Below are 26,007 nucleotides of genomic sequence, written 5' to 3'. Positions count from 1 at the left end.
TAACAGAAGATTAACAATTATTTATGACTGTCTGCGGTAGATATATTGGTTCTTCCGTTAAATGTATGGACGCTTTTCGTATTTGCTTTAAAGGAAGAACCGAGGTTACTTATTAAACAAAAACATAACTAAGACAGTCGAATATCTATCCTCTCATCATCCTCTTTCATTGAAAACCATTTCATTTAAGACTTCGAAAATCTGCAGACAAGAGTTTGAAAAATCATTACATAATTTCGAATAAGATATCAATAAATAACGGCAAAACGGCATGTAAAAAGTAGGTTTGTAATCAACAGTATATCAATTAGTTATAAAGTAGTAAATTAAAAGGTGCTTAATAGGACTTCAAAAGGGCGTTAGTAAGGGTCTTAAAGGGCACCTTTTGCAAGCCAAAAGGGCGTCTTTAAGAAGCCAAAAGAGCATGTATAGGTTTTGAACCGTAGGAAAATAATTTACAAACCTCAGCTAATGAAGGAGTAAGTTGTTGTAGAAGGCAGGTAAAGATGGTATCTTATCATATTTGTCACGTAGTTTATCCCCCCGTTCTAAAACCATTTAATGGGAGCTAATCATACCATGTATGTGGATTAATCTCATTCTATTAACAATCTACGTATTTAACGGAAGACCCGGATCTATTGGTGTGTTTAGATGTGCTTTGCTATTTCGTACATGCAAAAGGGCAGAGAGAAAGAATGTTATTTTGAGAGAATAATTTATCAAATTACTTGTCATTCACGAACAAAGTGTTATCTTTGCAACATTATGAAGTACAGCATCATTGTTCCTGTTTTCAATCGTCCAGATGAGGTTGAAGAACTATTGGAGAGCCTGCTTAGCCAGGAGGAGAAGGATTTTGAGGTCGTTATCGTTGAAGACGGCTCACAGATTCCGTGTAAGGAGGTGTGCGATAAGTACGCTGACAAGCTCGACCTGCATTATTATAGCAAAGAAAATTCGGGTCCTGGGCAGAGCCGTAACTATGGTGCTGAGCGTGCAAAGGGTGAGTATCTGCTCATTCTCGACTCCGATGTTGTACTTCCGAAGGGTTATATTCGTGCTGTGAGTGAAGAGCTAAAACGTGAGCCAGCCGACGCTTTTGGTGGACCTGACTGTGCACATGAGTCTTTCACCGATACACAGAAGGCTATTTCTTATTCAATGACTTCGTTCTTTACGACGGGAGGAATACGTGGTGGTAAAAAGAAACTTGACAAGTTCTATCCTCGTTCATTTAATATGGGTATCCGTCGTGATGTCTATCAGGAGTTGGGAGGTTTCTCAAAGATGCGTTTTGGAGAGGATATCGACTTCTCGATTCGTATCTTTAAGGCAGGAAAGCGTTGCCGACTGTTCCCTGAGGCATGGGTTTGGCACAAGCGTCGTACGGACTTCCGCAAGTTCTGGAAGCAGGTTTACAATTCTGGTATCGCCCGAATCAACCTCTATAAGAAGTACCCTGAGTCGCTGAAACTTGTCCATCTCTTACCGATGGTATTCACTGTTGGAACGGCTTTATTGATTCTGATGATTCTCTTTGGACTCTTCTTGCAGTTATTCCCAATAATCAATGTCTTTGGAAGTGTTTTTATCATGATGGGTTTGATGCCGCTGGTGCTATACAGTGTCATTATCTGTGTGGATTCAACTATGCAAAACAATAGCCTTAACATTGGTCTTCTCAGTATTGAAGCAGCCTTCATTCAACTTACCGGCTACGGTTGTGGCTTCATCAGTGCATGGTGGAAACGCTGCGTATGTGGCATGGATGAGTTCGCCGCATATGAGAAAAACTTCTATAAGTAATTCAGAATTCATAATTTAAAAGCTATCTACAAAACCAAATCTACATTCTAAATAACAAACAATAGTGGTAATCACTCCCCTCCCTTTGGGGGAGGGGCTGGGGGAGGGGCCACTTCTTTACTATGGATAAACTATCTATTTCTCACTGGGCTGAGGCTGACCGCCCACGCGAAAAACTTGAAAGACTGGGGGCTGCCGCACTCAGTGATGCTGAATTACTGGCTATTCTGATTGGTTCTGGCACACCAAAAGAGAGTGCGGTAGACCTAATGAAGCGTATTCTCAATGACTGTAATAATAATCTGAATACACTTGGGAAACTTTCTATTCGTGACTTAGAGCAATACAAGGGCATCGGTTCGGCAAAGGCAATCACTATTCTTGCAGCTTGTGAATTAGGTAAAAGACGGCAGAAGGCGACAGTGGAAGAGGCACCAATACTCAATAGTGCTGAGAATATTTACCAGTTTATGCACACGACGATACAAGACCTTGATATCGAAGAAGGCTGGGTTTTAATGATGAAACAGAACTTCCGACTCATCGAAGCCAAGCGCATTTCAGTGGGTGGACTTACTATGGCACCTGTCGATCTTCGTCTGATGATGAAGGAAGTGCTGCTAAAGAACACTACTGTTTTGGCGTTTTGTCATAATCACCCCAGTGGTAGTACGAACCCAAGTAGGGATGATGATATACTGACATCACATATTCATAAAGCCTGCGAATTGTTGCATATTCATTTTGCAGACCATGTAATACTCACCGATGGAGGCTATTTCTCATATCGTGAGGAGGGAAAGTTATAGCCGAAAAGGCTCTGAAAAGGCTCTGTTTTGTTACTCCGCACATATGGTGCTGATGCTCCGCACGTGTTGTGTTGATGCTCCGCACCAATGGTGTTGAGTACTAAATAGCATCTTCTGTATCATAAGAGGGAATTAAATCAGCCTTTCACTTCTTTTCTAAAGGCTCTATGCTCCACACAAGACCCGTGTGCCGCCAATAAGTAACACGTACTGTACGGTATTGTTCCAGCTCTTTAAAATGAGCATAGCTAATATTATGTTGTCTATCAGAAGACAGAGTGTCACCTTCCCATGTGATGGTATAGTCATTAGACCTCTTATAATGCGTATATACTCTCAGTGAGAATGTCCCTTCGTAACTTCTCACATCATGTTCTATAAGGTCTAATGTCAGATCATGTACCAATATAACAACCACAAAAGTAGTACCTGTTGCTATTACAAAAGAGAATAAACGGTAATACCATCGTTGTTCTTTCTTACGCATGTCACGATAGAAAATGCATATTATCCATACAAGACTTAGAAGCAAGATGATATGCAAGAATAAGCCCCAATAGCCTTCTCTGGTATGAAGTCCAAAATAGCTGGGGTAAATATAAAGGATGGCTAACAATAAAATACATACTAATTCAAGGCAAATGAAAACCCCCGACACTTTGTTATTAAAGATTCTTTGCAACAGGTTTTTCTTATTGCCAGACTCTGTATGGCTGGACTTTCTATTGCCTGTCTGTGTAGCCTCCATTAGGATAGCTGTCCATTCGGGACTGCCAGGTGTAGCTGTATGTGTCCCTGTGTCATCTTTGTAGGTAATATGTTCAACCCTTCCATCTTTATATTCGATATTCCAACCGCGGTTGTTGTGGGGATTTTTCCAATTACAGTCATCATCCTTGAGTTTGTCAATATACTTCTTTGCTTCTGCCAACGTACATCCTTTGCTTTTATGAACCAATAGCACTGCTTCAACATTCTTACCTTCGTGCAGCAATTGGCGCACTTCTTCCTCGAGACTGTTCATCTTCCTTTTATTAATTTATACACTGCAAATATACTACTTTCTGTATGCAATCCCACAAAAGAACGTAACCTTTCTGCAATGAATTATTGTAATTATAGTTTTTAATTACTATCTTTGCAAATGATAGGTTACGCTTGACTATTCGAAAGCAAGTTTTTATAGTGTTTGCTGTGCCTGTCTTTGATAAAAGAATAATTCATTAAAAGAATCACTAATTATGACAATAGAAGAGAAAACAAAGATAGAAGAAAGAATCGTTGACGTGTTGAAGACCGTTTACGACCCAGAGATACCTGTGAATATCTATGATCTTGGTATGATTTACAAGATTGATGTAGATGACGAGGGCAATCTTGATATGGATATGACCTTTACCTCTCCATCATGCCCTGCTGCAGATTTCATCCTTGAAGACGTACGTACAAAGGTGGAAAGTGTAGAAGGTGTCAAGACAGCTAACATCAACCTTGTCTTTGAGCCAGTATGGGATCAGAGCATGATGACTGAAGAGGCACGCGTTGAATTAGGCTTCGAGTAAGACTGTTTCCGCCCTTCTTGTTCAATAAGGCAGCTAAGCCTCTGTCTAATTAGCAGCCTTGTCTCTGCCATTCTGTCCCAGCTTCTGAGGCATTGCCTCAGAATATAGGGAGTAATCATCACCCCTTACCACCCTTCACCCCTTACCCAGTGACATGAAGAATATCTATTTCCTTTCCGATGCACATCTCGGTTCACTCGCTATAGAGCACCGTCGCACACATGAACGCCGCCTTGTACGCTTCTTGGATAGCATTAAGCATAAGGCTGCGGCAGTCTATTTGCTGGGCGATATGTTCGACTTTTGGAATGAATATAAGTATGTTGTTCCTAAAGGTTTTACTCGTTTCCTTGGTAAGATATCTGAATTAACGGATATGGGGGTGGAAGTTCATTTCTTTACTGGTAACCATGACCTCTGGACTTATGGCTATTTAGAAAAGGAGTGTGGCGTTATCCTTCACCGTAAACCGATAACAACTGAGATATACGATAAGGTGTTTTATCTTGCACATGGGGATGGATTAGGTGATCCCGACCCAATGTTTCGTTTTCTGCGTAAGGTTTTTCATAATCGTTTCTGCCAACGATTACTCAACTTCTTTCACCCTTGGTGGGGAATGCAGTTAGGCTTGAATTGGGCTAAAAGGAGTAGATTGAAGCGTAAGGATGGGAAGGAAGTCCCCTATTTGGGAGAAGATAAGGAGTATCTTGTGCAATACACGAAGGAGTATATGTCCACACATAAAGATATAGACTATTATATTTACGGACATCGACATATTGAACTCGATCTCACCTTGTCGCGGAAAGCTCGTCTATTGATTCTTGGTGATTGGATATGGCAGTTTACTTACGCTGTTTTCGATGGTGAACACATGTTCCTCGAAGAGTATGTTGAAGGTGAAAGCAAGCCTTAAGAAAAGTAAAAATATCCTATTTGTAAGGACAAAACGGGATTTTTTGAGTATAAAAAGCAAAATTACGCAAAAGAATTTGGAGGTTACGAAACAAAAGTGTAACTTTGCATTGTCTTTAAGAGGAATGGATAATGATTCATTACCGAGATAAGATGATATTGGCTTTAGCCCTAAAATTTGATTTAAGACATTCATAATATAAAATTAAAACTCAGGTTTGTAGATTAAGTTTAGTCAAAAGAAAGGTAGTTGTCGTGAGACAACTACCTTTCGCTTTTTATGGAGTTTTATCGTTGTTTATTCGTGTCAGAATACAATTATAGGCGTTAATAGGTTTTTTATGAGAACATAACATCACCTATAACGCCTATAATTATCTTTGTTACTTCTTCAAGTCTTTAACGAGTTCCTGCGTGTCACGTGCAATGACAATCTCCTCATCGGTAGGAACAAGTACCACCTTAACCTTTGAGTCATCGGTAGAGAGAATCTTTTCCTCACCACGACACATGTTGCGTTCTTTGTCAAGTTTAATACCAAGATACTCCATGTCCTGGCAAGCATCCCAACGAAGACCAGTCTGATTCTCACCAACGCCAGCTGTCCAAACGATGATATCAACACCATTCATTGCTGCAGCATAAGCACCAATGTACTTCTTAATACGATAAGTGTACATCTGCAATGCTAAATGAGCCATCTTATCACCTGCGTTGTCAGCGTTCTCAATGTCGCGCATATCAGAGCTGATACCTGTAATACCAAGTACACCAGACTCCTTGTTAAGGAAGTCTGCCATCTCCTGTGGCTTCTTTCCGAGCTTCTCCATCAGATAGGTAACTGCTGAAGGGTCGATATCACCAGAACGAGAACCCATCATCAAACCTGCCAATGGAGTCAAGCCCATTGAAGTGTCGATAACCTTACCACCCTTGATAGCTGCGATAGAGGCACCATTACCAATGTGACAAGTGATAATCTTCTGTGTCTTAATGTCAGCACCAAGCATCTCGCAAACACGATGTGATACGTAGCGATGACTCGTACCGTGGAAACCATAGCGGCGAACATGGTACTTCTTGTAGAGATCGTAAGGTACTGCGTAGAGGTAAGCGTAGTCTGGCATTGTGCTGTGGAAAGCATTGTCGAATACAACTACCTGTGGAGTGTGAGGCATTAAAGCATCAACAGCACGTAAACCGCGCAAGTGACCAGCGTTGTGAACAGGTGCAAGGTCGATAAGACTCTCAATACCTGCCTCTACTTCCTTGGTTACGATGCAGCTCTTCTCAAAGAGGTCGCCACCCTGTACGACACGATGACCAACAGCATCAATCTCATCAAGGCTCTTAAGTGCACCAAACTCTGGGTCGAGAAGCACCTTGAATACGAGTGCTACACCCTCCTTGTGGGTTGGAAGGTCAGCCATAATCTGCTTCTTCTCACCATTATCAAGTTTCACCTTGATGAATGCCTCATCGAGTCCGATACGCTCAACACCACCCTGAGCCAATACAGACTCATCTGCCATATCGTACAGTTTGTACTTAATGGAACTACTACCGCAGTTTAAAACTAATATCTTCATATAAAGAATTATTATTTTAGAAGGATGCTATAGGGGTTGTTTTATAAGCGTCTTATTCCTCTTTGCAGATTCCTAAAACGCTCTCAAAACCCCTAAATCATCATTTCCATTTCTACTTTTATTTCTTAGAATCCTGTGCTTGGCAGGCTGTGATAGCTACCATATAATAGATATCATCAACACAACAACCACGAGAAAGATCGTTTACAGGACGTGCAATACCCTGGAGGATTGGGCCAATAGCCTTCGCACCACCAAGGCGTTCAATCAGTTTGTAGCCGATGTTACCAACTTCAAGGTTAGGAACAACAAGTACGTTTGCCTTACCTGCGATGTTAGAACTTGGTGCCTTCTTAGCTGCAACGGCTGGAACCAATGCTGCATCAGCTTGCAACTCGCCATCAACCTTCAGTTCAGGGAACTTCTCCTTGGCAATCTTTGTAGCCTCAACTACCTTATCAATGATATAAACACTCTTACCAGTCTCACGGTCCTTAGCATCCTGTGCAGAGCCCTTTGTTGAGAAACTCAGCATAGCTACGTATGGATTCTGGAAGCCTGCAACACTCTTTGCTGTCTCTGCAGTGGTATATGCAATCTGTGCCAATTGGTCAGCAGTTGGGTTTGGAGTAACAGCAACGTCGCCCATAACGACAATACCGTTCTCACCATACTGCTCTTCATGTGTAAGAATCAGCATAGCACCACTCACACAGCTGATACCTGGTGCACACTTAATAATCTGCAAAGCAGGACGAAGCGTGTCACCAGTTGTAGAGAGGGCACCAGAAATCTGTCCGTCAGCACCTCCTGTCTTAATAATCATGCAACCAAGGTAAAGATTGTTCTTGGTAACCAGTTCGCGAGCTTGCTCTAAGGTCATACCTTTCTTCTGGCGTAATTCAGCCAATTTCGCGGCATATTCTTCGCTCTGTGGGTTATTCTCTGGGTCAACAATGGTAGCCTTGTCAATGTTCTTAAGCCCCCATTCTTCGGCAAGCTTATGGATGTTGGCTGGGTTTCCAATGAGGATCAGATTGGCGATGTCATCAGCTAACACTCTGTCAGCTGCCCTAAGGGTACGCTCCTCTTCTGCCTCGGGGAGCACGATACGCTGCTTATCGGCTTTAGCACGTGCAACGATTTGCTCTAATAAGTCCATATATGTCTTTTAAAATGTAATTATTATAAATTCTGTTTTTGCTATGCAAAGATAGCAAAAGAAAGTTGTAATTCCAAACATAATTATCGTTTTCTCCTATAAAACAGGTTTATATAGGTTGGTAATCATTTTCCATCTACTTTCGTCGTGAGTGTCTTCTATATATTATAGGGGAAAAGTTGCCTCTTTCTTCCTGTTTTTTAGCGATGTATTGACGTTCCACACATATGGTGCTGATGCTCCGCACATGTGGTGCTGAGGGTAAACACCAATCGTGCTGAGGACTTAATGGTTTGTAATATATCATTAGTTTGAGGGCAATTTGTTGTTAGGAAAGGCTTGTACTACCCAAATATGCAAATGAAGTGCTATTGGATAGCAACAAAAACAGCCTACTCTTTGGGAGTCTTGAGTTTTCTGTATATCTTTGTATTATAAACAAAGCAGATAATGTTATGATAAAATTTCATGATGTAAAGACAACCGACCGTAAATTAATACAAAGCTATACGCTATGTGGTGATCGCATGAATTGCGATTTAAGCTTTGCGAATATAATTTCATGGCGTTTCTTATATAATACGCAAATAGCTGAGGTTGACGGCTTTTTAGTGTTCCGTTTTTATACGGGACATCATCTTGCCTATATGGCTCCAGTGTGGAAATGTAAGTGGGATGAGGCTATGCGTGAGCGTTTTGCAGCTGTTATCAAACAGATGCGAGATGATGCAATCACCTTGGGTCATCCCTTCTTAATGTTGGGTGTTTGTTCTTATATGGTTAGTGTTTTGGAGGAAACTTTCCCAGACACTTTCTTTATAAAGCCCGATCGCGACCATTTTGATTACATCTACACCCGTGAAAAGTTGGCAACATTGTCTGGTAAGAAACTTCAAGGCAAACGAAATCATTGTAATAAGTTCCGTAAGAGCTATCCTAACTATGAGTATCGTCCGCTTACAAAGGAGATGATACCCGAGTGTATCGCTGTAGAAGAGAACTGGAGGGCTGTCACAAAGGAGGATAACGAAGATACGGAAGAACTCTCTGAAGAACTTCGTTCTATGACACGTGTCTTCGATTTGTGGGATGAGATTGGTGCTATTGGTGGTACGATATGGGTTGATGGGAAGTTGATAGCTTTTACTTTCGGCTGTCCTATCACGGATAAGGTGTTCGATGTTTGTGTGGAAAAGGCTGATACTGCCTATGAAGGGGCCTTTTCTATTATCAATCAGGAGTTTGCACAGCATCTTCCAGAGCAGTATGAATATATGAATCGTGAGGAAGATCTTGGAATAGAAGGACTCCGTTATGCGAAGCTTTCCTATAAACCAGACATTCTTTTAGAAAAGAGTGTTGTCATGGAGAAATATCCTTTGGCGCAGGAGGAAACACAAGAACAGATTAAAGAGGAGACTATTGCTTTGTGGCGTGATACCTTCCATGACGCAGAACCCTTTATTCAACTCTATTTCTCACGTGTCTTTAAACCTGAATATAATATTATCTGTCAGGTCGATCAACATACAGTAGCTGCCCTTCAGGCCCTCCCTTATACAATGAAATATTATAATGAAGAGGTGCATACGGCTTATATTAGTGGTGTGAGTGTACGAGAAGAATACCGTAAGCAGAATATGGGTAACAATCTCATGTCGCAGGCTCACTTCCGTCTTTACCATAAGGATGTTGTCTTTGCATCGTTGATACCTGCTGAGGAATGGCTTTACGATTGGTATAGTCGTTGTGGTTATACACGTAACATTACTTGTACACCGCCTCCTGCTGATGTTGAAAATATGGACTTCTCAACCTTCGATAACTGGCAACGTACAAAGGATTGTGTACTTTTACATGACGAAGAAGGTTTTGATATTATCAAGGAAGATTGTCGAATATCACAGTCTATTGAGCCAGATGCTTGCGTAGAAACGAAGGATATACCTGGAATGATTCGTATTATCAATGCTGAAAAGGCTTTGCAACTCTTTGCAAATCGCCATCCAGAGCATACGGAAAACATTCGTGTGTATAATGATTCGGATATCCCAATGAATAATATCTACTTCGAAATCAAGCATGGACACGTAGTCAGAACTAATCATCCTTTGCCTGATACCCATTCATTAACAATCACTGAATTAGCTGATTACATCTTTAAGAATGATAACCTTGAGATGAATTTAATGCTTAACTAAGGTGTTGGGTGTTAAGTGTTGGGTGTTGATGATATGTTAAAGTTTGGCGCATCTGGGGGAACATGTTGGTTAAATGGGTGTTGGGTGATGGTTGTTGGTTGTTAAGTGTTGGGTGTTGATGAATACTATATTAGGTGTTGGGTGTTAAGTGTTAGGTGTTGATGATGTGTTAAAGTTTGGCGCATCTGAGGGAACATGTTGGTAAATAAATTGGGTGTTAATGAATAGCAAGCTTATGACTATACATTAACACCCAAATTTTATACCCCTTAGTGGTATTCATCAACACTCAACACCTAACCCCCAACACTTATCACCCTTTATAGGTATTCATCAACATCTAACACCCAACACCCATCACCCCTTACGCTGTTACAATCTCTTTCGTCAAGATACTTTCCAATTGTTCGGCAGAAAGGCGGAGTTGGAACTCGCCACGTAGGGCAACGCTGATACGGCCTGTTTCCTCTGACACGATGATAGCCAATGCGTCAGAGTCTTGAGAGATACCCATTGCAGCACGGTGTCGCAAACCAAGTTCCTTTGGAATATCTTGCTTGTGGCTCACTGGAAGAATACAACCAGCAGCCTTGATACGACGTTTAGAGATAACCATCGCACCGTCATGGAGTGGAGAATTCTTAAAGAAGATGTTTTCAATGAGACGTTGATCAATACGAGCATCAATCAAGTCGCCTGTCTCCACAATGTCTTCTAACTTCACACCACGCTCAATAACAATCAGTGCACCTACCTTTCCACGACTCATGCTCATACAAGCCATAACGATAGGCATGATGGTTTCCTTGTCAACTTCTTCTTTACCCCCCCTCTTGGTGAACAACTTCATAAGGTTGTTTATCTTTCTGTGTGCACCAAGACTATAAAGGAAGTGGCGTATGTCTTCTTGGAAGAGGATAATCAGACCGATGACTCCCACCGAAACGAGTTTGTCCATGATACTACCTAAGAGGCGCATCTCCAACACTTGACTCACAATGAGCCACACGATAACGAATACCATAATACCGATAAAGATGTTCAGTGAGCGTGACTCCTTCATCAATCGGTAAATATAGTAGAGCATCAGTGCTACCAGCACGATGTCGATTACATCTTTTATTCCAAATGGGAAAAACATAATAGTAAAGCAACTCCCTGTTTCACAATCGCGACTTCTGATAGTATGTTGAGTCGGTATGCTAATATTGGGTGAAGTGTGGGTTATCTATTGGTTGATAAATAATGTGTTAAATAACGCTTATTGCTCAGCATTTTGGCGCATTGCTTCAACGATTTTCACCGCTTCAACAGCTGGACGAACGTCGTGAACACGGAGGATGTTGGCTCCTTTCATGAGGGCGATAGTGTTCAGGACCGTTGTACCATTAAGACTTTCATTTGCTGTTATGCCCAAAAGCTGATGAATCATACGCTTGCGGCTGATGCCAACGAGCAGGGGAAGTTCCATTACTTGCAGTCGTTCCATCACACTCAACAAAGTGTAATTTCCGTCTACTGCTCCTTTGCCAAAGCCAAAGCCTGGGTCGAGGATAATATCTTTCTGTCCTAAGGCACGCAACTCTTGTACTTCACGTGAGAAATTGATGAGCATATCGTGTAGATTGGCTGCCGTAGACATTAATATATAAGGTGTACCTAATTCGGCGACAGTAGGGAACATCTCTGGGTCTTTACCTTCTTCAACATCGTTAATGATGTCAGCTCCAAACTCTTCAACGGTGCGGCGAGCTATTGAAGCATGAAAGGTATCAATAGAGATGATGGCTTCTGGTTCTGCTTCTCGGATGATAGGGAGGGCAAAAGCTAATCGATTCATCTCCTCTTCGGCACTGACAGGGTCACTGTCGGGACGAGTAGAGCAAGCTCCAACGTCAATAATCTTTGCCCCTTCAGCCACAATCTCATGCGCACGTTGGCAAATAGCCTCCTCTGTCTGTACCCGACTGCTGGCAAAGAAAGAGTCTGGTGTCACGTTCATGATACCCATAACGAGCGGATGACTCAAGTCGAGGAGTTGTCCCCTTACGTTGATAGTATAGTTAACGGGCTTCACGTCTGCCCCAAGGTTCATATTTTCCATATCCGCAAAGGTAATGCAAAAGTAGCATATACGTGAATTTTGAATTAAGAAATTTGATATGGTGGGGGGAGACAGGGTAATCTTAAGACAGGGTAACAGGGGAGTAGGGGATGTGTTGAAACATAGTAACAGAAGAACAAAAGATTAGTAATAACATGGAATGGGACGTTATTTGTATAGAAAATTTAGCCTTATTGTGTTGCAGCTTAGTGGGTATTTCGATATGATTAACAGGTAAGATACGAATTATTTTCATGAAAAAAAATATTTCTTTTCATGAAGAAAAATATTTCTTGTCGTGAAAATAATTCTTTTTGTTCATGAAAATAATACGTGTTCGTTGCTCTCCTGTTATTGAGGAAACAGTTGTTAGGTAGTTAGGATACCATGTTAATAATGTGAATTAACCCTTGATAGAGATTTGCACAGTTCTTTGTTCAATTTGTAAAGATGTCTTGAATAAAAGAGAGTTGGTAAAAGAACTATTTTCTATACATTTTATTTGAAGGGTGTTTTGTTATATTCTCTCTGTTAAATCTTTATTTACCCATATGTCATAACCATTTGATTGGCTATAAAGTTCAAAATCTTTAGCTGCGGATTGTATAAATTCCTTGTTTTCTTTAAAGTTTATGCATTTGTGTGCATCATTATCTTCACAGTATTTTGGAGTATTATATTTTTTATATAGTACGCATAAAGCTTTTCCAAAAGTGTCTTCCTTTTGCCATTTGCAAATGTGGCAGTCTTTTTTTATTAAGCCTGCTTGGTATGCTTTCGTAATGCCAATATTATACAAACCTCCAGAATTTATAAAGTAGGGTACACAGTCGTTGTAGTTAATAGTTATTTCATATACCCCTTTTCTACTATCTTTGTAATTTTGACAATTGCAGTTATCTTTTTGTACATAACTTTTTCTTGATTTGAAAAGTATATATTTTTGAACGGGGACACTAAAGGTGCTTGAGTACTTGCTATCCGTTTTGAAGTTATATAATTTTATCCCATCCCCCTCTTTGAGTTTTGTGTTATTTATGATCTTTGTAATATCTTCTTCTTTCTCTATGGATATTTCTATTATCCGTATACCTGAGTTTATTTTTTCTTCTGTGCATTTATGTGAAACATAGATTTCTATAAATATAGGATTATCTTCTTTTTGATGGTTTCTTTTACAAAGAAGGTCTGCAATGAAATTCCCATACTTGCGTTCAAGAAGGCACTCTGAGTAATAGTCTTTGAGGTTTATTGCTGTACGTTTCTCTTTTTTACAATCATATTCGTTGTATAAAGGACATTCTTTGTTTTTTATACAAGTATCATATTGTATCATATCCAGGATGATTTCTTTCTCTTTATTGAACCATTCTGCTATTTGTATTTCAGCTATAGAATGTAGATATTTATCATAATCACATTCTTTCTTCTTGTGGGCAAAATGCCAACGTCTTTCTTTACCATATTTGCCAATGACCTCTTGTTTACAATGTGGACAGAGAAAAGTTTCGTCTTTTCTTTCTATGGTTTCTTCTATTCTTAGAAGTTTTCCATTGCAATCTAATGCAAGGTGTTGAATTTTGCTTATCTTATTCATTCTGCTGTTTTTGATTGGAGATTATCATTTATCCCTCATATTTTGTGTGCCTTGTTATGTAATAAGTTTAGTTTATCATGCTATATTTCAGAAGACCTCCTTTTGAAAAGTTCTTTGGTAAGATATTTTGCTAAATCTAATCTTGCTGTCACTGCTATCACATGAAATTATCATTTAACTCATTAGTTTACAGTAGGGTTGAGTGAAATGTTAAAAGTGACAGCAAATTAAAACAAAACTATTCTTGTAAGATACTTAATTGCTTTTCTCTCTTTAGAAAGTCTTTAGCACTCTATATATAGGAAGAATAAAAAATAGGATATGCCAGTCACCTGACACATCCTATATTATATAATGTTTAATGATAGTCTGTCTGTTGACAGGCAGGACTTAGGCGTTTACACGACCCAAGTAGCTACCATCGCGAGTGTCAATCTGGATAACCTCACCCTCATTGATGAAGAGAGGAACGCGAACAACAGCACCAGTCTCAAGCGTAGCAGGCTTTGTTGCGTTTGTTGCAGTGTTACCCTTCACACCTGGCTCGCTGTGTGTAATTGTCAAAGTAGTCTTAACAGGCATCTCAGCGAGGAGGATTGTACCGTCAGAAGTATCTGTAACAACTTCTACAACGTCACCTTCCTTCATGTAGTCAGAACCTGTGATTTGGTGCTTAGAGATAGGAATCTGCTCGAAAGTCTCCTGATTCATGAAGATGTAACCAGTTGAATCCTCATAAAGGTACTGATAAGGACGACGCTCAACACGAACATCCTCAAGCTTGAAACCAACCTGGAAGGTACGCTCAAGCACACGCCCGTCAGCAACATTCTTCAACTTTGTGATCATAACGGTGTTACCCTTGCCTGGCTTACGGTGCTGGAAGTCGATGCAAGTCCAAATTTTACCATCAAGACGAATACATGTTCCAATCTTGATTTCCTGTGAATTAATCATAATCTGTTAATATCTAATTTATTATTTTTATACGTTGATATCTCACTAATGCGGTGCAAAGTTACAGAAAATATGGAAAAAAACATAAATAAAGGGCGTAAAAATCATTGTTTTCTTGGTTAATTCAAAAAGATTAAGTAATTTTGCAGCCCATAATGGCAGGTTTTATCCTGTTGCTCTTATAATTTGCATAATAACAATAAAATAGGATAAGAAAATGAAAAGAACATTTCAGCCGCACAACCGTCGTCGTGTAAACAAGCACGGTTTCCGCGAGAGAATGGCAACAAAAAACGGCCGTCGTGTATTGGCTGCTCGTCGTGCCAAGGGTCGTAAGAAGTTAACTGTTTCTGACGAACATCACGGAAAGTAAAAAGTACGCTGTTTCCCTTAGAGGGAATTAGTGCGAAAACGGAAAGAAGTAGAGACTATTCTTTGCTTCTTTCCGTTTTTTTATCTACCTTTGCCAAGTATAATGTTTAGTTGACGAGTTGACTGGTTGACTGGTTGACAAGTTATATGCTAATATTAGGAGTTGACAGGTTAACAGGTTAACAAGTTGACAAGTTAGAAGAAAAGTAAACAAGTTGAATGACAGCAAGAGAATTCTTCCATAAATTTAATAGCACATATATCTGGGGTAATATCCTGGCTATTGTTATTCTTGTGTCGATGCTGTGTATAGGAGTTAGGTTTGGACTTGACTACTACACGCTCCATGGTGAGTCTATCGTTGTGCCAAATGTGATTCATAAGCAGTATGATGAGGCAGTGGATATTATGGGTAAGGTCGGACTGACGATTGAGGTGACGGATACAGGATATGTGAAGGAGCTTCCTCCAGATTGTATTCTTGAGCAGTCACCAGTTGGTGGTAAGCGTATTAAATCTACTCACGTGGTTTATGTAACCATCAATGCGGCAAGTGCTCCATCACTTGTAATCCCTGATATTATTGACAATAACTCACTTCGAGAGGCACAAGCACAGTTGCTCTCTATGGGATTCAAGGTGGGTGAGCCTGAATATATACCAGGAGAGAAAGACTGGATTTATGGTATCTTAGTCAAGGGTAAGCATGTTCAAGCAGGTGACCGTGTTCCATCAGATGCTGTGATTGTGTTGCAGGTGGGTGATGGTACGCGTCAGATTTCTGATACATCAGGTTTGAAGGAGCCTGAATATGAAGAAGTAGAAGTCGTAGAGAAGGTTCCTAAGTATGATGAGGTTGAGGAATATGTGGAAGTACCAGTTGACGAGAATGGCAACGAGATAAAAGATGGACATGGAAAGACGAATGCTGGTAGTTCGGGTTCTTCTTCACAGTCGGGTTTGCCTGCTGATCCATCTTCGGTTAGACCAAAAGAATAAAGTGCAATGATGACAGAAGAAGAGACGATATTTGACGATGACCTTAACGACGACTTCCTTCCCACTGCGTCTAACGAGGGGGGAGAGGGGGAGTTATATGAGCACTTCCGTGTCATTGTTGATAAAGGGCAGGAGCCTGCTCGTATTGATAAGTTCCTCTTTGAACGAATGCAGCACTCCAGTCGTAATCGTATTCAGAAGGCTGCCGATGCGGGCTATATCCATGTGAATAATGCGCCAGTGAAGAGTAATTATAAGGTGCGTCCAGAGGATGTTATTACCTTGATGCTCGACCGCCCGAAGCATGACAATACGATAGAAGCTGAGGATATACCTTTAGATGTTGTCTATGAAGACGACGTTCTGATGGTTGTCAATAAGCCCGCGGGTCTTGTTGTACATCCAGGAGCAGGTAATTTTCATGGTACACTGATTAATGCTATTGCTTGGCACTTGAAAGATATGCCTTCCTTTGACCCTAATGACCCAGAGGTTGGGTTGGTACATAGAATAGATAAGGATACGAGTGGGCTCTTGGTGATTGCAAAAACACCTGATGCTAAAACGGCATTGGGTAAGCAATTCTTCAATAAGACAACCCATCGCAGCTATAATGCTATCGTTTGGGGGAACATGACAGAAGATGAAGGGCGCATCGAAGGGAACATTGCACGTGATCCGAAAGACAGATTGCGCATGACGGTATTCCCTCCAGACTCAGAGGTTGGTAAGCCTGCAGTTACACACTATCGTGTCATTGAACGTTTCGGTTATACAACACTCATCGAATGTATCCTTGAGACAGGGCGTACTCATCAGATTCGTGCACACATGAAACACATTGGACACCCTTTGTTTGGTGATGAGCGTTATGGTGGAACAGAGATTCTGCGTGGTCAGCGGTCAAGTACTTACAAGGCTTTTATCCGTAATTGTCTTGCACTCTGCAACCGTCAAGCACTTCATGCACGAACCTTAGGCTTTGTTCATCCCGTTACAGGTGAGCAGATGGACTTTACCAGTGAACTGCCTGCCGATCTTTCTGCACTGATTGAAAAGTGGAGAGGTTTTGTAAATGGACGAGCTGATGAGGTTGTCAGCTAATAAGTTGGCAAGGGAATGAGCTGACAAGGCACTTGATTATTGGTGCTAAGGTTTGTTGGAAAAGTAGTACATTCAAATAAAAAGAAATAAATAATATCCCGCATAAGCCTCCGAAGACATTTAAAAGATAGCTCTTAGTGAGGGAAATGAGGGAATAAAACATAAAAAAGACACAATGAAAGATTCAAAGCGTACAATCGCTATCGTCTGTGGTGGCGATTCTTCAGAACATGATGTTTCTATGCGTTCAGGACAGGGATTATACTCTTTCTTTGACAAGGAGCGTTACAATATATATATAGTTGATGTAAAGGGTATCGATTGGAATGTAGAATTGCCTGATGGTAGTTTGGCACCAATTGATAAGAATGACTTCTCATTTGTCATGAACGGTGAGCGTGTAGAATTCGATTATGCTTATATTACAATCCATGGTCAGCCTGGTGAGAACGGCGTGATGCAAGGTTACTTTGATCTTATCCAAATACCATACTCAACAGGCGGCGTGTTGGTTGAGGCATTGACCTTTGATAAGTATGTTCTTAATAACTATCTGCGTGGCTTTGGAATCAAGGTTGCCGATAGTATTCTGCTTCGTCGTGGTGAAGAATATGATGAGGCTGAGATTGAGAAACGACTTGGCATGCCTTGCTTTGTGAAGCCAGCGGCTGATGGTAGTAGCTTTGGTGTATCAAAGGTGAAGAATATTGATCAGCTTGCACCAGCTCTTCGTGTTGCTTTTATGCAGAGCGATGAGGTTATGATTGAGGCTTTCATGGACGGTATGGAAATCTCTCAGGGTGTTTATAAGACAAAGGATAAGGCGGTTGTCTTCCCAGCTACCGAGGTTGTTACAAGCAATGAGTTCTTTGACTATAACGCTAAGTACAATGGTCAGGTAGAGGAGATTACACCTGCTCGTATGTCAGATGAGACCGCTAAGCGTGTTGCAGCTGAGACAAGTTGTATCTATGATATTCTGCATGCTAATGGTATCATTCGTATCGACTATATTATCTCAAAGGATAAGGATGGTAAGGATGTTATCAATATGCTTGAAATCAATACCACACCAGGTATGACCGTCACCAGCTTTATTCCACAGCAGGTACGTGCAGCAGGCTTAGATATTAAGAACGTTCTGAGTGATATTGTTGAGAATCAATTTAAGTAAACTGACAGAATAAGTCTTTCGGAAAAGTAAAAGAGGGTATCAGAATTGCCATTGTCTTTATGACAGGCTTCTGATACCCTCTCTTTTTATGTTTGTTCGCTGATTAGTTGCGAACTATTGTTATTATCTTCTGCGAGTAGTTGCTGGACGCTTACCAACTGGACGTTTGCCAACAGGCTTCTTACCAACATTCTTCTTTGCTGCTGGGCGACTACCAACTGTTCTCTTATTAGAAGACTGAGCGTTAGAGGTCTGCTTGGTTGTAACAGGCTCTTCGTGTACAATTCTTTCAGGCATCTTATTCTCTGGACGAGCAAAACCATCCTTCTCAGCACGCTTACTCATAGTCTTGATACGCTTGTCGAGGTCAGGGTGTGATGAGAACATACGCTGCCACTTGCTATCTTTTTGGACACCAGCATCCTCTTCTAACTTCTTGAGACGCTCGAATGCAAGTGCCATAGCCCAAGGGTTCTTACCATTCTTCTTGAGGAACTCATAACCATAGCCATCAGCCTTGCTCTCCTGCTTCTGTGAGTAGGTGGCGTTGAGGAGTGACTCTCCAAGGCTACCGAGCTGTGACTCGCTTAGTGCAGCAGCAGCTCCATTGGTTGATGCGATTCCATCTTTCAAAGCAGAGGTTAGCAATGCGGTACGGAAACCTTTCTTAGAGTCCTTATGTGCAACGTGTCCAAGTTCATGTCCGATAACACCTAATAGCTCTTCATCAGTCATTGCATCCATCAAAGAAGAGAACACACGTACGCTACCATCTGGGCAAGCGAAGGCGTTTACGTCAGTAACATAATATACTTTAAAGTTCAAAGGAATACCTTCAACCGATGTCAGTCCCTGGGTGAGTCTGTTCAGACGTTTTGTGTAAGGACTTTTTGCATCACAAACATGGTTGTGCTCATCCATCCACGCAATATACTCTTTTACGTATTTTGCCATGTCGGCATCTGTTAATGTGGCTGCTTTAAGAACTTTTGTGGCACCTCCTGCAGCTTTACCAATATTGAACTGAGCCTTCATTGGTAAGGTTCCTAAGAGGAGGAAGGCGCTCATACATACGCCGTAGATACTTTTTCTCATAAGAAATTGTTTTATTAATGATAACTTTCACTTGCAAATTTATATATAATTTTTTAAATTTTCAAGACTAATTACGCTTTTCTATTATTAGTAATTAGTATTTTAATGTCCCCTCTTACTATTAATAATAACGGCAATAAGTAATCTGATATACCATCTTTGGTTGTTGTGTTGAGGCTTAACACAGATTGTGTTGGCGCTTAGCACCAATGGTGCGAAGTACTCAATACTATGCTATAGATACTTAGAAAGGCTATTATTTGGGTTAAAAGCAATGTTAACTTCTATGAGGTAATACTATTCTCATAAATCTTACTCGGTAGAAATCTTCATCAATGAATGTAGAAATATTTATCAATAAAAAAGGACAACCCGATTGGATTGTCCTTGTATGTTTGAATCTTCCTTTATTAGTTTCGGTTGTTTCCGAGGAAACGGAGGAGATAAAGGAAGAGGTTGATAAAGTCAAGATAAAGACTCAATGAACCAAGAAGTGCAACCTTCTGTGCTCCCTCGCCGGCATCTGGTGCCATTCGCAAGTTTTGTTTAATCTTCTGTGCATCCCAAGCTGTAAGACCTGTGAAGACAAGCACACCGATACCACTAACGATCAAGTCGAACATTGTACTCTTTAAGAAGATGTTTACCAATCCTGCGATGATAAGACCAATCAGTGCCATAAAGAGTATACCGCCCATCTTGGTTAAATCCTTCTTTGTTGTAGAACCTATCAAAGCCATAGCTCCGAAAGTTCCTGCTGTAATAAAGAAGGTTTTAGCGATGGCTGCTGAAGAAAAGGCAGCGAAAATCCAACCTAATGTCAGTCCGTTGAGGGCAGCAAAGGCAATGAACCATACTGTTGCAGCAACGAGTGACAGTCTATCGATGCGTGAAGAAAGGTACCATACAATACCTACTTCAACCAAACCTGCCACAAGTAATGGACCGCGTCCCATATAGAGGAGTTGGATGAGGGCAGGAGAATTGCCAGCACCATAGGCAATAACGCCAGTGATAGCAAGTGCCATAGCCATCCATACATATACCTTACGCATGAGTGATGGAAATACACGTGACATTTCTAAGTCGCGCTCTTGGCTACTTGTCACGTTTGTGAAATTGTCAAAATTCATATTCATAATCTTTCTTTGTTTGTTATCTGTTCTCTATTGCCACCATACTTTTGGCGCTGTGGCATAACTGTTTTATATTTGTTTGTTATGCAAATGCTATGCCATTCAGTTGCAAATATAAAGGAAAAATTGGACACTGACAAATATGTAGTTGGTTTTTTGTAAGTGTGTCATAAATAAGTTTCTCCCGAAATATGAAATCATAACGTAAGCCTACGACATGTAAGGGACACAGAAAAATGGAATGAACGGAGATGAAACTATAACACGGAGGTTCCGATGGCACAATGAGCGACAGAGACGTAGCATGTAGGTTGCTAGAATAAACGCTATTCGTAGACCTTGCAAACAAAATCTGATAAACCTCGCAAATACTCTCCGTTGCTCCACGCACTGACAGTGCCTCCGTGTCTAACGATTTCTGGTATTTGAAAACCTCCGCTCCTCTGTGTGATAATTCTTCAAAGTTCTAAACTAAAAAGGTAAACCTTATCACTCCAAATTCCAAAAGAGCCTATTATTTTCTTAGCACTAAGATTAGGTGAAATTTCTGACATATCAAAGTGTTTCATAGTCGAATTACGATAAATTTTTCAACGTATAGTCTATTTTTCATTATTTAATCAAATACTTTGCCGAATTCATCTGCAAAAAAAAATATTTCTGTAACTTTGTCCACTGTGAATATTGCACTAATTTATTTGTAATCTTTCAGTATTAAATACATTAAGAGTTACAGTAGCACTCTATTCTTTAAACTTAGACAAATTTAATTTTATCGAATTCACGTTAAGTTAAAGTCACATGTGGTATGAAAATGGTAAACTTGAGAATAGTCAATCCTACACTAACGTATGAGGTAATATGACCGTTGTGACTAATTAGTTGATGTTGAGATATAAAATCATTAGGAAATTATTATTTTAAAAGCTGCATTATGAAAAATATAGATTTCAATAATATTCGACTTGTTAATGGATCATTAAACGATGGGTTTGAGGAATTTGTGTGCCAATTGGCACGCAAAGAGGACATTACAGACATAAAGAAATTTGTGCGGAATGGTAAGCCGGATGGAGGTGTAGAGTGTTATTGGATTCTAGAAGATGGTAGCCTAATAGCCTGGCAGGCTAAATATTTTTGTAATGCTTTTGATAATTCTCAGTATCAGCAGATAGATAATTCTGTGAAGGAGGCTTTAAGTGCGTATCCCAATCTGAAGAAATACATTATTGCTGTCCCTATAGATCCTTCTGATGCTCATATTTCTGGTAGGAAGAGTATGAAAGAGCGTATCAATGGTTATATTGATAGATGGCAGAAGGTAAATGCCAATGTTACTTTCGAGTTTTGGTGGTCATCAGATCTTATAGCAAGACTTCAAATCCCTTCCAATCAAGGACTACTTCGTTTTTGGTTTGGTAATAATGAATTCACAGATGACAATTTTTTATTATTTAACAAGGCGTCCATCCTAGACCTTGGCAATCGCTATACACCCAAGTTAAATATAGAGGTAAGTTCAGCCCAATATTTTGCAGTCCTCTCACGAGGTAAATCCTTTAAAGAATTCCTTAACACTGAACTGAAAAAAGCCGAATCAGCTTGTCAAAAGATAGAAAAGAATGAAAAATGTCAAGAAGCCACAGAGAGGGTTATAGACGTCAGGGAAAGTGTCGAGCGAATTAAAGAAGTTGATATTTTAGGAATTGAAAAAATTCCTATAGATGATTTTTTGTTATCGTTGATGTCCTTAGCGAATACCATACAGGACATTTATTATAATCTTATAGAAAAGGATATTAGCCAAAATATTAATAGGGAAATCCAAAAAATCTATGAATTAAGTGTAGATCTTTTGAATGTCTACAACGGTCTTCATCAAGAAGTCATGAAATTGGTTAATGATCCAGTACTGATTCTAGAAGGTGATGCAGGTGTTGGTAAATCTCATTTGCTAGCTGATATTGTAGAGAAGCGTAAGAATGATAAATTGGATAGTTTGTTATTGTTAGGACAAAAGTTTACAACAGACGAAGAACCTTTTACTCAGATAATGAGAATGCTTAATTTTGACGGATCTTCTGAAGAATTGTTAGAAACGCTTGAAGCTAAGGCAGAGATATCTGGGCATAGGTTAGTTGTATTCATAGATGCTATTAATGAGGGACATGGACTGAATATATGGCCAAACTGTATACGAAGTTTTATTGAGTCTTTCCGTGCGCATCCATGGTTAGGATTAGTCTTAAGTATACGTACATCATATGTACCAGCAATTATTCCTCGGGATGAATTCGGATATGATTATTGTGTAAGGGCAATTCATAGAGGTTTTGGTGCGAATACCCGAAAGGCTGTCTTGACATATTTTAAGGAGTACAATATTTTGTATCCGTCGGTTCCTCTACTAAACCCTGAGTTTCGGAATCCTTTGTTCTTGCATTTGTTTTGTGAAGGCATGCAGAAGAATGGTTACCATAAAATACCTGATGGTATAAGGGGTATCTCTTCAGTAATTAAATTATTTTTTGATGGTGTTGAGAAGTCTATCAGGTCTCATATCCGAAATTCATCATCTATAAGTGTGGTCGAGAAAGCTGTTCACAGGTATATTGAATACTTGACAGAGAATGGTTGTCATGAATTATCAGTAGATGAAGCAAGCGAAATATTATCGGAAATAAGTCCGCGAACTTTCAAAGAGGGGGAACTTGTCGATTTATTGATTTCAGAAGGTGTTTTTAGTAAGAACATCTTCTATGACGAAGATGGTGGAGACGTTGAAGGTATCTATCTTTCATACGAGCGTTTTGAGAATATATTGCAGGCAGAATATATTATTAATAATTTGAAGCTTGATTCGGTGAGCCTTATAAGTTATTTGAAAGATATCAAAAGATTAGATAAGGTTAATGGGTTGTTTGAAGCTCTAGCCATCTTACTGCCAGAACGTAGAGGACAAGAATTGTTCGATGTTCTACCACAATTTAAGGAAAAAGGATATGTATTTAATGCTGTGCTTTCAAGTTTGTTATGGCGGGACGAAAAGACAATAGATTCTCGTCTTGATAGCTACTTCAAACAGTTTTATGGTAATAGTCGATTTATGTACCGATTTGTTATAACAATTATAGAGATAAGCTTTAATCATGGGAATTACTTTAATGCCAACTATCTTCATCATATTCTTGCGCCAATGAAGTTAGCTGATAGAGATGCAGTGTGGATTCCCATACTGTATCAAATTTATAGTGGTCAAGATAATATTATGGAGGAGATCATAAACTGGGCATGGGATGAAAGTGATAAGATTCATATTTCCGATAAATCTGTTGAATTAGGTGTCACCTTACTTGCTTGGTTGTTAGCTAGTACAAATAGAAAGCTACGCGACACAGCTACCAAGGCTCTAATTCAGCTATTGCATAGCCGAATGAATATATTGATATCTCTATTTGAGAAATTCAAGACGGTTGATGATCCTTACATTCAAGAAAGGCTTTACTGCATCGCTTTCGGCTGTGCAGTTCGCACCACGTCAAAAGAAAGTCTTAAAGAAATAAGTCTATATGTATATAGCTCGATATTTGACGTAAAGGGCGAAATCTATCCACACATATTACTACGTGATTATGCCCGAGAGATTATAGAATATGCAATATCAATTGGAGTAGAATTAGATATTGCCCTTGACAAAATAAGACCTCCTTACAACAGTAAGTTTGAGTTCGATGTTGTTACAGAAGAAGATATTATGTCTATATTGGATAAATGTGGTAATTATAAAGATTCGCCCGGTATGTGCGGTATGGTAATGTCTATGCTTCCTGAGCATAGCAGTCTCTCTTATGGAGATTTCGGTAGATACACCTTCCAAAGTGCATTGAGCAATTGGAAGATAGATGCAGAAAGCTTAAACTATGTAGCCATTAAACTCATTATCAATAAATATGGATATAGTGAAGACAAACATGGTGTTTTTGATAAGGTAATTGGTTCAGGAAGAGGACGAACAACGACACCCAATGAGCGAATTGGCAAGAAGTATCAGTGGCTTGCGTTTCATGAATTGTTAGCACGTGTCTCGGATAATTTCCTCAAAATAGAAGGCGCATGGAGCAATAATGTGGTGAAATATGAAGGACCATGGGATCCATTTGTACGTGATATAGACCCAACAACATTAATCCATATTAACGAATTATCCCCAGAAGATGAGTTGAAAGATAACTTCTGGTGGAGTGATGAAAAATATGCCAACTGGGATATGGATATGGTAGACTGGCTTAATGCAGATAATGATCTACCATCGGTTGAGCCCATCATCGAAACTAAAGATTCAGATGGATGTGAATGGCTTGCTTTGGAATGCTACCCTTCATGGGAAGAACCACATTATGATAATGGTGTCTATAAGAGGCTATGGTATCAGGTAAGGAGCTGCATCGTTGACGAAACAGACTTCAATCGTATTTACGAATGGGCTAGCAAACAGGATTTTGGTGGAAGATGGATGCCAGAAAACAGCGAAAGGTATGAAATGTTTTATCGTGAATACTATTGGTCTCCAGCTTATCATATCTATGACTCTGAAGGTATAACTAAAAAGGAACTCTACGATAGAAACTCTGAAGAGTTTATGGGGAATATAGAGATCACAGCTATTTATTATCTATGGGAAGCAGAAGAAGATTATTCCAAGGAAACAGCTTTCTCATGCCTTTTACCTTCAAAACAATTATTCGATGGGGTGGATATGAAGTTTACAGATAAACAAGGCATATTCTCTGATGACAACGGTAAAGTGGTTTGTTTTGACACTAGTGAAGTTGAGCAATCAAAGAAGTATTTACTTATTCGTAAGGATACACTACTTTCCTATCTGAACAATAATCATAAGCATATCATGTGGTATGTGCTAGGTGAAAAAAACATAATTGGGTTTTATAACTTCCCTGCAAATTTCCCTTCGTGGCCAGTTATTAGTGGGGTTTATACATTGTCAGGAGACGGTGAGGTGATAGGGAGTCTTAAGACTCGCCATAAGTAGTCATTTCTTAATTCCGCAGCATTATTTCTTGTGAGAAACTTTATATATTGAGATGTCTTTTTGAAGCTTTATACATTGATATGAGGCTTTCTGGGGTCTTTTGGAGCTTTATCTAAGCATGAAATCTTCCACCCAAACCAGTGGTGAATATGAAAACCACAAAGAAATGCTATTATATTCAAGAAATATCTCAGAGTAGTATGCTTTTTTGTATATAGGTTCAGAACGTTCTGCCTTCCTATTCTCACCCATTTACGCTGCAGAATAAAGGTTATAATTGATATGGCACGATTTTTTATTGCTTTATGCAAATATTGAGGCATAATAATACTTTTTATTGCATTTTTATTTGCAGATTTACAAAAGGTT

The 26,007-nt window shown here is 39.7% G+C and carries 19 protein-coding genes; 10 read left to right on the top strand and 9 right to left on the bottom strand.

Annotated features, from left to right (window positions below):
- Positions 1-768: 768 nt before the first annotated feature.
- Positions 769-1,809 carry a glycosyltransferase family 2 protein gene (locus tag HMPREF0659_RS06145; protein ID WP_013264672.1) on the top strand — a complete coding sequence of 347 codons (1,041 nt, stop codon included), beginning with the start codon at positions 769-771 and terminating at the stop codon, positions 1,807-1,809.
- 122 nt (positions 1,810-1,931) lie between these two features.
- Positions 1,932-2,618: a RadC family protein gene (gene radC / locus HMPREF0659_RS06140; protein WP_013264130.1), complete on the top strand. Its 687-nt coding sequence runs from the start codon at positions 1,932-1,934 to the stop codon at positions 2,616-2,618.
- Between the two features lie 145 nt (positions 2,619-2,763).
- Here radC and HMPREF0659_RS06135 read toward each other — a convergent pair whose 3' ends face one another.
- Entirely contained in the window at positions 2,764-3,642 is an 879-nt protein-coding gene (locus HMPREF0659_RS06135; protein ID WP_013264053.1) for a hypothetical protein, read from the bottom strand.
- Positions 3,643-3,859: 217 nt separating this feature from the next.
- On the opposite strand from HMPREF0659_RS06135, the gene HMPREF0659_RS06130 reads away from it, so the two are divergent.
- Together HMPREF0659_RS06130 and HMPREF0659_RS06125 are read left to right on the top strand one after the other, a co-directional pair.
- Positions 3,860-4,180: a metal-sulfur cluster assembly factor gene (locus HMPREF0659_RS06130; protein WP_004361640.1), complete on the top strand. Its 321-nt coding sequence runs from the start codon at positions 3,860-3,862 to the stop codon at positions 4,178-4,180.
- Between the two features lie 154 nt (positions 4,181-4,334).
- Positions 4,335-5,099: a UDP-2,3-diacylglucosamine diphosphatase gene (locus HMPREF0659_RS06125; protein ID WP_004361641.1), complete on the top strand. Its 765-nt coding sequence runs from the start codon at positions 4,335-4,337 to the stop codon at positions 5,097-5,099.
- Between the two features lie 382 nt (positions 5,100-5,481).
- Here HMPREF0659_RS06125 and HMPREF0659_RS06120 read toward each other — a convergent pair whose 3' ends face one another.
- Both HMPREF0659_RS06120 and pta read right to left on the bottom strand, forming a co-directional pair.
- Positions 5,482-6,687, bottom strand: coding sequence for an acetate kinase (locus HMPREF0659_RS06120; RefSeq protein ID WP_013264596.1), 1,206 nt, complete (start codon positions 6,685-6,687; stop codon positions 5,482-5,484).
- 118 nt (positions 6,688-6,805) lie between these two features.
- Complete coding sequence (gene pta / locus HMPREF0659_RS06115) at positions 6,806-7,849, bottom strand: phosphate acetyltransferase (protein WP_013264628.1); 1,044 nt, start codon at positions 7,847-7,849, stop codon at positions 6,806-6,808.
- A 455-nt stretch (positions 7,850-8,304) separates the two neighbouring features.
- Here pta and HMPREF0659_RS06110 point away from each other — a divergent pair, with 455 nt between their 5' ends.
- The gene (locus HMPREF0659_RS06110) at positions 8,305-10,050 is read left to right on the top strand and encodes a GNAT family N-acetyltransferase (RefSeq protein ID WP_013264973.1); all 1,746 of its coding nucleotides are present in this window, start codon (positions 8,305-8,307) and stop codon (positions 10,048-10,050) included.
- 364 nt (positions 10,051-10,414) lie between these two features.
- Here the strand turns inward: HMPREF0659_RS06110 and cdaA are convergent, their stop codons facing one another.
- The 4 genes from cdaA to efp all read right to left on the bottom strand — a co-directional run bounded on the left by cdaA (position 10,415) and on the right by efp (position 14,708).
- Positions 10,415-11,191 (bottom strand): diadenylate cyclase CdaA, encoded by a 777-nt coding sequence (cdaA, locus tag HMPREF0659_RS06105; protein WP_013264442.1) that lies wholly within the window; start codon positions 11,189-11,191, stop codon positions 10,415-10,417.
- A 120-nt stretch (positions 11,192-11,311) separates the two neighbouring features.
- Positions 11,312-12,154, bottom strand: a complete 843-nt coding sequence (gene folP / locus HMPREF0659_RS06100) for a dihydropteroate synthase (protein WP_044045914.1) — start codon at positions 12,152-12,154, stop codon at positions 11,312-11,314.
- 517 nt (positions 12,155-12,671) lie between these two features.
- Positions 12,672-13,751 (bottom strand): competence protein CoiA family protein, encoded by a 1,080-nt coding sequence (locus tag HMPREF0659_RS06095; protein WP_013264179.1) that lies wholly within the window; start codon positions 13,749-13,751, stop codon positions 12,672-12,674.
- 390 nt (positions 13,752-14,141) lie between these two features.
- Positions 14,142-14,708 (bottom strand): elongation factor P, encoded by a 567-nt coding sequence (gene efp / locus HMPREF0659_RS06090; RefSeq protein ID WP_004361650.1) that lies wholly within the window; start codon positions 14,706-14,708, stop codon positions 14,142-14,144.
- Between the two features lie 217 nt (positions 14,709-14,925).
- Here efp and rpmH point away from each other — a divergent pair, with 217 nt between their 5' ends.
- From rpmH to HMPREF0659_RS06070, 4 genes are all read left to right on the top strand, one after another.
- Positions 14,926-15,081: a 50S ribosomal protein L34 gene (rpmH, locus tag HMPREF0659_RS06085; protein ID WP_004361653.1), complete on the top strand. Its 156-nt coding sequence runs from the start codon at positions 14,926-14,928 to the stop codon at positions 15,079-15,081.
- Positions 15,082-15,299: 218 nt separating this feature from the next.
- Positions 15,300-16,079, top strand: coding sequence for a PASTA domain-containing protein (locus HMPREF0659_RS06080; protein WP_013264474.1), 780 nt, complete (start codon positions 15,300-15,302; stop codon positions 16,077-16,079).
- A 6-nt stretch (positions 16,080-16,085) separates the two neighbouring features.
- Positions 16,086-17,183 carry an RluA family pseudouridine synthase gene (locus HMPREF0659_RS06075; RefSeq protein ID WP_013264886.1) on the top strand — a complete coding sequence of 366 codons (1,098 nt, stop codon included), beginning with the start codon at positions 16,086-16,088 and terminating at the stop codon, positions 17,181-17,183.
- Positions 17,184-17,358: 175 nt separating this feature from the next.
- Positions 17,359-18,357 (top strand): D-alanine--D-alanine ligase, encoded by a 999-nt coding sequence (locus HMPREF0659_RS06070; protein ID WP_013263917.1) that lies wholly within the window; start codon positions 17,359-17,361, stop codon positions 18,355-18,357.
- Between the two features lie 123 nt (positions 18,358-18,480).
- On the opposite strand, the gene HMPREF0659_RS06065 is transcribed toward HMPREF0659_RS06070, so the two are convergent.
- Together HMPREF0659_RS06065 and HMPREF0659_RS06060 are read right to left on the bottom strand one after the other, a co-directional pair.
- Positions 18,481-19,452 (bottom strand): M48 family metallopeptidase, encoded by a 972-nt coding sequence (locus HMPREF0659_RS06065; protein WP_013264507.1) that lies wholly within the window; start codon positions 19,450-19,452, stop codon positions 18,481-18,483.
- A gap of 410 nt (positions 19,453-19,862) precedes the next feature.
- Positions 19,863-20,591, bottom strand: coding sequence for a Bax inhibitor-1/YccA family protein (locus HMPREF0659_RS06060; protein WP_081439545.1), 729 nt, complete (start codon positions 20,589-20,591; stop codon positions 19,863-19,865).
- 931 nt (positions 20,592-21,522) lie between these two features.
- Between HMPREF0659_RS06060 and HMPREF0659_RS06055 the strand changes: the two genes are divergently transcribed.
- A complete protein-coding gene (locus tag HMPREF0659_RS06055) occupies positions 21,523-25,638 on the top strand; it encodes an NACHT domain-containing protein (protein WP_013264603.1) in 4,116 nt (1,371 codons plus the stop codon).
- Positions 25,639-26,007 lie beyond the last annotated feature (369 nt).

Source organism: Prevotella melaninogenica ATCC 25845 (assembly GCF_000144405.1).
GTDB lineage: Bacteria > Bacteroidota > Bacteroidia > Bacteroidales > Bacteroidaceae > Prevotella > Prevotella melaninogenica.
Note: the sequence above shows the minus strand (reverse complement) of the source record. Positions and strands in the feature narration are given on the sequence as shown.